Annotated in this window: 5 protein-coding genes; all 5 read left to right on the plus strand. The window is 73.1% G+C overall.

Features of this window, described 5'->3' with window-relative positions; genetic code table 11:
• Nucleotides 1–646: 646 nt before the first annotated feature.
• The 5 genes from ACFWJO_RS10720 to ACFWJO_RS10740 are packed head-to-tail and all read left to right on the plus strand — an operon-like array spanning nt 647 to nt 6,018.
• Entirely contained in the window at nt 647–1,855 is a 1,209-nt protein-coding gene (locus ACFWJO_RS10720) for a hypothetical protein (RefSeq protein WP_386864348.1), read from the plus strand.
• Between the two features lie 4 nt (nt 1,856–1,859).
• Entirely contained in the window at nt 1,860–2,537 is a 678-nt protein-coding gene (locus tag ACFWJO_RS10725; protein ID WP_386864349.1) for a DUF4129 domain-containing protein, read from the plus strand.
• Entirely contained in the window at nt 2,534–3,730 is a 1,197-nt protein-coding gene (locus tag ACFWJO_RS10730) for a DUF4350 domain-containing protein (protein ID WP_386864350.1), read from the plus strand. Before ACFWJO_RS10725 ends, ACFWJO_RS10730 begins: the two co-directional genes overlap by 4 nt.
• Nucleotides 3,727–4,710: an AAA family ATPase gene (locus ACFWJO_RS10735; RefSeq protein ID WP_386864351.1), complete on the plus strand. Its 984-nt coding sequence runs from the start codon at nt 3,727–3,729 to the stop codon at nt 4,708–4,710. Before ACFWJO_RS10730 ends, ACFWJO_RS10735 begins: the two co-directional genes overlap by 4 nt.
• A 12-nt stretch (nt 4,711–4,722) precedes the next feature.
• On the plus strand, nt 4,723–6,018 hold the full coding sequence (locus ACFWJO_RS10740; protein WP_386864352.1) for a DUF58 domain-containing protein: 1,296 nt from the start codon (nt 4,723–4,725) through the stop codon (nt 6,016–6,018).
• Nucleotides 6,019–6,186 lie beyond the last annotated feature (168 nt).

The following is a 6,186-nucleotide window of genomic DNA, read 5'->3' on the forward strand; positions in this document are numbered from 1 at the left end:
GGGTGTCGATGTCAGACAAGGATGTCAGCCTCGTGCCCCCCGTGGTCGCCCAGAACCGTACCCCGAGGTACCCGCTGCGGCCTATGGGAAGACTGGCTCAATCAATCCCCCGCCCGGCCCGCCCGGCTCCCGACCGGGCGTTGTCAGCGGAGACACCTGGCATCCTGCCTCCACGACCTCCAAGGCCCGGCACCTGCTGGGCTTCCCGCTGGAGCACCACAGCTCCCCTCTGGACGTCATCTACGGCGAAGAGCGCCTCGGCAAGGCCGACCACTGCGGTACGGCCCGCCGCAGTACCTTCCCGCGGCCCGGGCCGCTCGCAGCAGAGGCCCTGAGCCCCTGGCCGCCTGGCCGCCTGGCCGCAACGGGAACGACCATGGCGCCCACACACACCGACCGCCTCACCGTCGCCCCCGTCCCGTTCCGTCCCGTCCCCTCCATGGTTCGCCCCGCAATGATCGGCGTCCGTACGGTCTGCTCGCGGCCCGCCCCGTAAGGAAGGGGCCTCAGAAGGGTCGGGCCCGCCCGTCGGCGGGGCACGCGTGGCACGATGGCTCCCGGCCCGCCGCCCCGACAGGCGTACGGCTGCAGAGACCGAGCCGGTTCGGCGATCCGGCCCCGCGACCATTCCTCGAGGTGGACGACCGTGAACGACACTCCGGGCTGGACCTCGCCCGGATCTGCGCCCTCCGACGGCCACGACGGCGCCGGCGTCCCCCGGCCCGCCTCGCCCGGCGACGCGAACGGCCCTGCCCCGCAGTGGTCCGGCAACCAGCCGCCCGCCGGCCAGTGGCAGCCGCCCACCGCTCCCGGCCACGACGTCCCGCCGCCGCCTCCGGCGCCCGCGCACGGCGGCCCCGGCTGGGGCCGACCCCCGTACGGGCACTGGGGAGCGCCGCCGCCCGCGAAGCCCGGCGTGATCCCGCTGCGCCCACTGACCCTGGGCGACATCCTCGACGGCGCCGTGACGACCATGCGCCGCTACTGGCAGACCGTCCTGGCCATCACCATCACCGTCGCGGTCATCGTGCAGGTCGCGGACATCCTCGCCCAGCGCTATCTCGCTCCCGCGCCCGTGGCGATCGACCAGGACGCCAGCCCGGCCGAGCAGCTCTCCCAGAGCCTCGAATCCCTGAAGAACAGCCTCATCGGCATGGGCCCGACGTACGTCATCATGATCGCCGCCGGGCTCTTCAGCTCCGCGCTGCTCACCGTCGTCATCAGCCGCGCCGTCCTCGGCCGCCCCGTCACCCTCGGCGACGCGTGGCGGGAGGCCCGCCCGCGGCTGCTCCAGCTGCTCGGACTGACCCTGCTGGTACCGCTGGCGGCCGGCGCCATCATGCTCGTCGGGCTCCTGCCGGGGCTGCTCCTCGGCGGTAACGCCGGAGACACCCTCGCCTTCGTCGGCGGCGCCTGCGCCTTCGTGGCCGTGATGTGGCTGACGATCAGTCTGTCCCTGGCCTCTCCCGCGCTCATGCTGGAGCGTCAGGGCGTCATGAAGGCCCTCAAGCGCTCGGCCAAGCTGGTGCAGGGCTCCTGGTGGCGCATCTTCGGCATCAGCCTCCTCACCCAGCTGCTGATCTTCCTCTTCACGATGATCGTCGCGCTTCCGTTCGTCTTCGTCGCGATGGCCGTCGCCGGGGACGGCATCAGCGACATCATGAACGGCACCGTCCCGGAGACCAGCTGGGCGTTCCTGATCATCACGGGCATCGGCGGAGTCATCACCGGCGCCCTCACCTACCCGCTCTCCGCGGGCGTCGCCGTCCTCCTCTACATCGACCAGCGCATCCGCCGCGAGGCCCTCGACCTCGAACTCGCCCGCGCCGCCGGACTCCCCGGCTACGGAGGCTGATGGCGTGACGATCACGGGGGGCACGACCGGTGACACACCGGTGGACATTCCGCGCGTCCCCGCCCGGGAGGCGGCGGAACGCGAACTGTCCGAACCGATGTACCACGAGAACGATCCCAGCCTTCTCCAGCGCGGCATCGACCGCTTCTGGGACTGGGTCGGCGACCTCTTCGACAGCGCCGCCGGAGCGACGCCCGGCGGCGTCGTCGGTCTCGTGGCCGTCGCCGTCGTCGTGCTCGCCCTGATCGCCGCCCTCTGGTGGCGCCTCGGCACCCCCCGCCGCACGCCCGCCACCGCCGGCGACTCCCTCTTCGACGACGGCCCCCGCACCGCCGCCGAACACCGCGCCGCCGCGAGCCGCCACGCCTCGGCCGGCCAGTGGAACCAGGCCGTCCAGGAACGCATGCGGGCCATCGTCCGCTCCCTCGAGGAACGCACCCTCCTCGACCCGCGCCCGGGCCGCACCGCCGACGAAGCCGCCGCCGAAGCAGGCCGATCCCTGCCGACCCACGCCGAGGGACTGCGCGCCGCCGCCCGCGCCTTCGACGACGTCACATACGGCGGCCGCAGCGCCGACGAACCCGCGTACCGCCGCATCGAGCAGCTGGACAGCGCCCTGGAGCGGACGAAGCCGACGCTTGCCACGACCGCCGCCACCGGTTTCACGGAGGCGCCCCGATGAGCCGGCCGGCCACGACCAGCACCTCCACCTCGCTCACGCCCCGCCAGATCTGGAACCGAGTCCGGAGCGCCCTCCTGGTGCTCGCCCTGCTGCTGATCGGCGGCACCGTGCTGGCCACGATGCGCTCCAGCGGCCACCACGGCCGCCTCGACCCCCGCTCCGCCGACCCCTACGGCAGTCGCGCCGTCGCCGAACTCCTCAAGGCCGAGGGCGTCACCGTCGACGTCGCCGAGACCCTCACCGAGGCGATCGCCGCCACCGGCGCCGACACCACCCTGCTGGTGACGACCCCCGACCTGCTCACGCCGGAACAACAGACCGCGCTGCGCCGGGCGATGACCAGCTCCGCCGGCCGCACCGTCCTCCTGGGCCCCGGCCCGTCCTCCCTCAGCACCCTCGCGCCCGGAACGAGCACCGCCCTGAGCGTGGCCGTCGCCCCTCTCGAGCCCGGCTGCCCACTGCCCGCCGCGACCCGCGCCGGAAGCGTCGACCTCGGCGGCGAGCGCTACCACACCGGCACGGCCACCGCCGACTCCTGCTACCTCTCCGACGGCCTGCCCACCCTCGTCCGCCTCCCCGGCAAGGGCACGGCCGACACGGTCCTCCTCGGCTCCCCCGAACTCCTCTTCAACAAGCGCCTCGCCCACCAGGGCAACGCGTCCCTCGCGCTGCAACTCCTCGGCTCCCGGCCGCATCTCGTCTGGTACCTCCCCTCACTCGCCGACGTACCCGGCGCCACCGAGGCCCCACAGGACCCCGAGGCCACCTTCCTCGAACTGATTCCTTCCGGCTGGCTGTGGGGCACGCTCCAGCTCGCCGTCGCGGCCGTCCTCGCCGCCGTCTGGCGCGGCCGCCGCCTCGGCGCCCTCGTACCCGAACGGCTTCCCGTCGCCATCCGCGCCTCCGAGACCACCGAGGGCCGCGCCCGCCTCTACCGCAAGACCGACGCCCGCGACCGCGCCGCCACCGTCCTGCGCACCGCGACCCGCGACCGGCTCGCCCCGCTCCTCGGCGTCCCCGGCAAGGACGCCCACTCCCCCGATCTGCTCCTCTCCGCACTCTCCGCCCGGCTCCCCACGGCCCCCACGGTCCACCGGGACCTCCTCTTCGGCCCGGCTCCCGCCGACGACGCCGCCCTCATCCGCCTCGCGGACCAACTCGACGCCCTCGAAAGAGAGGTACGCACCTCATGAGCGCCCCGACCCCTGAGACCGCTACGAGCTCGGACGGCGCCCGCGCCTCCCTGGAGGCCCTGCGCACCGAGATCGGGAAGGCCGTTGTCGGCCAGGACCCCGCCGTCACCGGTCTCGTCGTCGCCCTCCTGTGCAAGGGCCACGTCCTGCTCGAAGGAGTCCCCGGCGTCGCGAAGACCCTCCTGGTGCGCGCTCTCGCCTCCGCGCTCGAACTCGACACCAAGCGCGTCCAGTTCACCCCCGATCTGATGCCGAGCGACATCACCGGCTCGCTCGTCTACGACACCCGGACCGCCGAGTTCTCCTTCCAGCCCGGCCCGGTGTTCACCAACCTGCTGCTCGCGGACGAGATCAACCGCACCCCTCCGAAGACCCAGTCCTCGCTCCTGGAGGCCATGGAGGAACGCCAGGTCACCGTGGACGGAACGCCCCGCCCGCTGCCCGAGCCGTTCCTCGTCGCGGCGACGCAGAACCCCGTCGAGTACGAAGGCACCTATCCGCTGCCCGAGGCCCAACTCGACCGCTTCCTGCTGAAACTGACGGTCCCGCTGCCCTCACGCGAGGACGAGATCAACGTCCTCACCCGGCACGCCCAGGGCTTCAACCCCCGCGACCTGAAGGCCGCCGGAGTCCGCCCCGTCGCCGGCCCCGCCGAAATCGAGGCCGCCCGCGAAGCCGTCGCCAAGGTCTCGGTCTCCGCCGAGATCGCCGGCTATGTCGTCGATATCTGCCGTGCCACGCGTGATTCCCCCTCGCTCACTCTCGGCGTCTCCCCCCGAGGAGCCACCGCCCTGCTGTCGACCGCCCGCGCCTGGGCCTGGCTCACCGGCCGGGACTACGTCACCCCGGACGACGTGAAGGCCCTGGCCCTGCCGACCCTGCGCCATCGCATCCAACTGCGGCCCGAGGCGGAGATGGAGGGAGTCACCTCCGACTCCGTCCTCAACTCGATCCTCGCCCACGTCCCCGTACCCCGCTGAGAACGGCACCCCATGGCCCTCACCGGACGAACCGCCCTGCTCGCCGCCATCGGGTCGCTCCCCGTGGGCATCCTCGCTCCCAGCTGGACCGGGATGCTCGCGGTGAACGCTCCGCTCACACTCGCAATTCTGTGCGACTACGCGATGGCCGCGCCAGTGCGAACGCTCCAGTTCACTCGAAGTGGTGATACATCAGTTCGATTGGGTGACGGCGCCGAAGTCCAGCTCACCGTCACCAACCCGTCCCGCCGCCGCCTCCGCGCCCAGCTCCGCGACGCCTGGCCCCCGAGCAGCGCCCAGAGCCCCGGTCGCCAGCAGCTGACGGTCCCCGCCGGCGAACGCCGCCGCATCACCACGGCCCTGCGGCCCACCCGCCGCGGTGACCGCCGCGCCGAGCGCGTCACCGTCCGCTCCTACGGCCCCCTCGGCCTCGCCGCCCGCCAGGGCAACCACCAGGTCCCCTGGACGGTCCGGGTCCTGCCACCGTTCACCAGCCGCAAACACCTGCCCTCGCGCCTCGCCCGCCTGCGTGAGCTCGACGGCCGCACCAGCGTCCTCACCCGCGGCGAGGGCACCGAGTTCGACAGCCTTCGCGAGTACGTCCCAGGCGACGACACCCGCTCCATCGACTGGCGCGCCACCGCCCGGCAGACCACGGTCGCCGTCCGCACCTGGCGCCCTGAACGCGACCGCCACATCCTCGTCGTCCTCGACACCGGCCGCACCTCCGCCGGCCGCGTCGGCGACGTTCCCCGCCTCGACGCCGCGATGGACGCCGCACTCCTCCTCACCGCCCTGGCCTCCCGCGCCGGCGACCGCGTCGACCTCGTGGCCTACGACCGCCGCCTCCGCGCCCAGGTCCAGGGCCGCTCGGCGAGCGACGTCCTGCCGGCCGTGGTCGACGCCCTGGCCAACCTCGAACCGGAACTCGTCGAGACCGACGCCCGTGGCCTCGCCGCCACCGCCCTGGCCCGAGCCCCGCGCCGCTCCCTCGTCGTCCTGCTCACCAGCCTCGACGCAGCTCCGGTGGAAGAGGGCCTACTGCCCGTCCTCCCTCAGCTCACGCAGCGCCACACCGTCGTGGTGGCGTCTCCCTCCGACCCCCACGTCGCCCGCATGTCGAGTACGCGCGGCACGATCGAGGGCGTCTACGAGGCCGCCGCCGCGACACAGGCCCAGACCCAGCGCGCCCGCACCGCGGAACAGCTCCAGCGCCACGGCGTCACCGTCGTCGACGCCACCCCCGACAACCTGGCCCCGGCCCTCGCGGACGCGTATCTCGCCCTGAAGGCCGCCGGCAAGCTCTGATCCCGAGCTGCGCTCGGCCGGCTCCTCCCGGGGGAGGAACGGGCCCGTAAACGCAGAAAAGCCCCGCACCATAAGGTGCGGGGCTTTCCCACAATGATTGTTCGGCGGCGTCCTACTCTCCCACAGGGTCCCCCCTGCAGTACCATCGGCGCTGAAAGGCTTAGCTTC

It is taken from the genome of Streptomyces sp. NPDC127092, assembly GCF_042722475.1.
Taxonomy (GTDB): domain Bacteria; phylum Actinomycetota; class Actinomycetes; order Streptomycetales; family Streptomycetaceae; genus Streptomyces.